Source organism: Acidovorax delafieldii 2AN, from assembly GCF_000175235.1.
GTDB lineage: Bacteria > Pseudomonadota > Gammaproteobacteria > Burkholderiales > Burkholderiaceae_C > Acidovorax > Acidovorax delafieldii_B.
Genome location: NZ_ACQT01000360.1, coordinates 1 through 2,881 on the forward strand (window position 1 = coordinate 1; position 2,881 = coordinate 2,881).

General features: G+C 68.3%; 4 protein-coding genes. 2 read left to right on the top strand and 2 right to left on the bottom strand.

Going from position 1 to position 2,881, the window contains the following annotated elements; translation table 11 throughout:
- Both ACDELDRAFT_RS20965 and ACDELDRAFT_RS20970 read left to right on the top strand, forming a co-directional pair.
- The coding region (locus ACDELDRAFT_RS20965; protein WP_005800138.1) for an amidase at window positions 1-1,033 on the top strand (1,033 nt) is incomplete at its 5' end.
- Between the two features lie 7 nt (window positions 1,034-1,040).
- Window positions 1,041-1,646, top strand: a complete 606-nt coding sequence (locus ACDELDRAFT_RS20970; protein ID WP_040330304.1) for a hypothetical protein — start codon at window positions 1,041-1,043, stop codon at window positions 1,644-1,646.
- Window positions 1,647-1,677: 31 nt separating this feature from the next.
- On the opposite strand, the gene ACDELDRAFT_RS20975 is transcribed toward ACDELDRAFT_RS20970, so the two are convergent.
- Window positions 1,678-2,385, bottom strand: a complete 708-nt coding sequence (locus ACDELDRAFT_RS20975; RefSeq protein WP_085943619.1) for a histidine phosphatase family protein — start codon at window positions 2,383-2,385, stop codon at window positions 1,678-1,680.
- Between the two features lie 147 nt (window positions 2,386-2,532).
- On the bottom strand, window positions 2,533-2,881 hold a 349-nt coding region (locus ACDELDRAFT_RS20980), incomplete at its 5' end, for a LysE family translocator (protein ID WP_005800145.1).

Genomic DNA, 2,881 nt, shown 5'->3' on the forward strand with positions numbered 1-2,881 from the left:
CATGCCCGACTACGGCATGCTCTCGTCGGGGCTTTCGAGCTTTCACCCGCTGTCGCGCAACCCCTGGGACCTGTCCAAAGGCCCCGGCGGCTCCAGCGCGGGTGGGGGCGCTGCTGCGGCGGCGGGCTATGGCCCGCTGCACATCGGCACTGACATCGGCGGCTCGCTGCGCCTGCCCGCGAGCTGGTGCGGCATCTTCAGCCTGAAACCCAGCCTGGGCCGCATCCCCATCGACCCGCCCTATACCGGCCGTGCCGCCGGCCCCATGACGCGCACGGTGCAGGATGCCGCGCTGATGATGCAGGTGCTGAGCCAGCCCGACGCGCGCGACAGCATGAGCCTGCCTGCGCAGAACATTGACTGGCAGCAGTTCGCCGAAGGTGCAGAGCGCCTGCGCGGCCTTCGCATCGGCCTGCTGCTGGAGGCCGGCTGTGGACTTGCCGTCGAACCCGAGGTGCGCGCCGCCGTCGAACAGGCCGCCCGCTGGCTGGAGCAGGCCGGCGCTCACATCGTTCCCCTGCAGCCGTTCATGACGCAGACCATGCTCGACGGCATGGACCATTTCTGGCGCATGCGCTCGCTCACCGATCTGCAGGCCCTGCCGGCGGCGCAGCGCGAGCAGGTGCTGCCCTACATCCGCGCCTGGGCCGACAGCGCCGCAGGCCTGAGCGGCGCCGAGGTGTTCCAAGCCAGCCAGCAATTCCACCTGGCCCGCGTGGCCACCGTGCGCGCCTGCAGCGTGTTCGACTATGTGATCTCGCCCGTGGGGCCGCTGCCAGCGTTTGCCGCCGAGCTGCCCTCGCCCACCAACGACCCGCTGCGCCCGCTGGAGCACATCGGCTTCACCGTGCCCTTCAACATGTCGGAGCAACCCGCCGCTTCGGTGAACTGCGGCTACACGGCCAGCGGTCTGCCGATCGGCCTGCAGATCGCCGGGCAGCGCTTCGATGACCTGGGCGTGCTGCAGGTGGCAAATGCGTTCGAACAAATCCGCCCACCCCAACGCCCCTGGCCGCTGCCGCCGGGGATATAAACGGGCCATGGACATTCTCACCCTCGCCATCCTGATCGCCGTCGGCAGCTACATCCTCAACCACCAGCAGCAACGCAAGCGCATGGCGCTGCTGGCCAGCTACCTGGGCCATTACCAGATCGAAAAGCTCATGGAGGCCCTGACCGAAGGGTATCTGCGGGCACTGGGCGAGAGCACTCCCGAGCGGCGCGACCAGATCTGGAGCCTGCTCTCCACCACCGAATCGCAGCTCAGCGAACAGTTCAACCGGTTCACCGCCGAGTTCGCGCAGGTCAGCGAGGCCGACGCCCGCGTCAGCCGCTTTGCCATGGCCATTCCGTTCGCCAGCCAGCTGTTTCCCGGCACCACTTTCGACATGCGCAAGGCCCTGGCGATCCATGCCCGGGGGATCGAGAACATGGCCCGCAACGCTGCCCACCTGCCCCCGCGCGACAAGGCCTTCACGATGTCGGCCGAGCTGTTCCTGATGCAGCACACCTGCCACTGGTTCTGCAAATCGAAAGCCATCGCCTCGGCACGCATGCTGGCGCGGCACAAGACGTCCTACGAGCAACTGGTGGATTCGGTGTCGTCCGAAACGCGCAGCGCCTACCTGGCGCTCGTGCAGGGCTGAGCCACCACGTGGCGCAGGCAGGCGCCGCAGGCTAGGCGGTGCTGCCGCTCGGCACGGACTCGGGGGGCGCCGGGGTGGCCAGCCGGGTCTGGTCGTAGACGGGCTGTGCCGGCAGGCCGACGAGATGCTGCGTATCGGCCCAGTGCACGATCTCAACGGCATCGCCCTGCAAGCGCACGCGGTTGAGGCCCGCATTGGGGATGTCGCTCTGGCGCGGGCCCGCCAGCCCCAGACCCCGCGCGGTGCGCCACACCATGTCGAGCACGCCGCCATGCGTGACCACAACGATGGTCTTGCCGGCGTGCTGGTGGGCCAGGCTGCGCAGCGCATCCATCACGCGGGCGTGGAACTGCCGCGCGGTCTCGCCGCCGGGCATGCCGCCATCGGCATCGAAGCGCAGCCATTGCGCCCAGGCTGCAGCGTGTTGCGCCTTGATGTCGTCCACGCGCATGCCATCCACCACGCCGAAATGCTGCTCGCGCAGGCGCGCATCGGTGAGCGTCTCAAGGGGCAGTTGCGGCAACAGCGCGGTGAGTGCGGGCTGCGCCGTCTGGCGGGTGCGAACCAGGTCGCTGCACACCAGGTGATCGACCGCCACCTTATCGGCCACCAGGCGCTGGGCCAGGCGGCGCGCCTGCTCGTGGCCCGTGGCGTTCAAGGGCACATCCACCTGGCCCTGGAAGCGCAACTCGCGGTTCCAGTCGGTTTCGCCATGGCGGATGAGGATGAGTTCGGTCATACCTTCATTATCAAACCCGTCCATGACAATGCAAGCGTTTTTGGCCGCTTGCGCACGTGTACCAATCGCCCGCAGCTATGTTTTTGATAGTTTCAGGCCCAGGCTGCCTGCGGCCTGAGGCTGTGCGCGGAAGGCCTGCGAAGGGGCTCAGCGCTCTGCCGTGGCCAGCCGCACCGCCAACCCCAGAAACACCAGGCCGGCGACACGGTTGAGCACCGTCTGCGCGCGGGCGGAGCGTTGCAACAACGCCCCGAAGCCCCCCGAAAAACAGGCGATGGCGCCAAACACCAGCAGCGTGGCCAGCATGAACACCACCCCCAGCAGCATGAGCTGCACGGCCACGCTGCCGCGCGCCGGGTCAGCGAACTGCGGCAAAAAAGCCAGGAAGAACACCAGCACCTTGGGATTGGTGAGGTTCATGACCATGCCGCGCCCCACCATGCGCCCCAAGCCCGGGCCGCCCGCGCCGCCCTGGGCCGGTGCCGCTTCCTGGGCC

Coding starts and splice junctions, on each gene's coding strand:
- ACDELDRAFT_RS20970 (WP_040330304.1), top strand. CDS start 1,041: ATGGACATTCTCACCCTCGCCATCCTGATCGCCGTCGGCAGCTACATC.
- ACDELDRAFT_RS20975 (WP_085943619.1), bottom strand. CDS start 2,385: ATGACCGAACTCATCCTCATCCGCCATGGCGAAACCGACTGGAACCGC.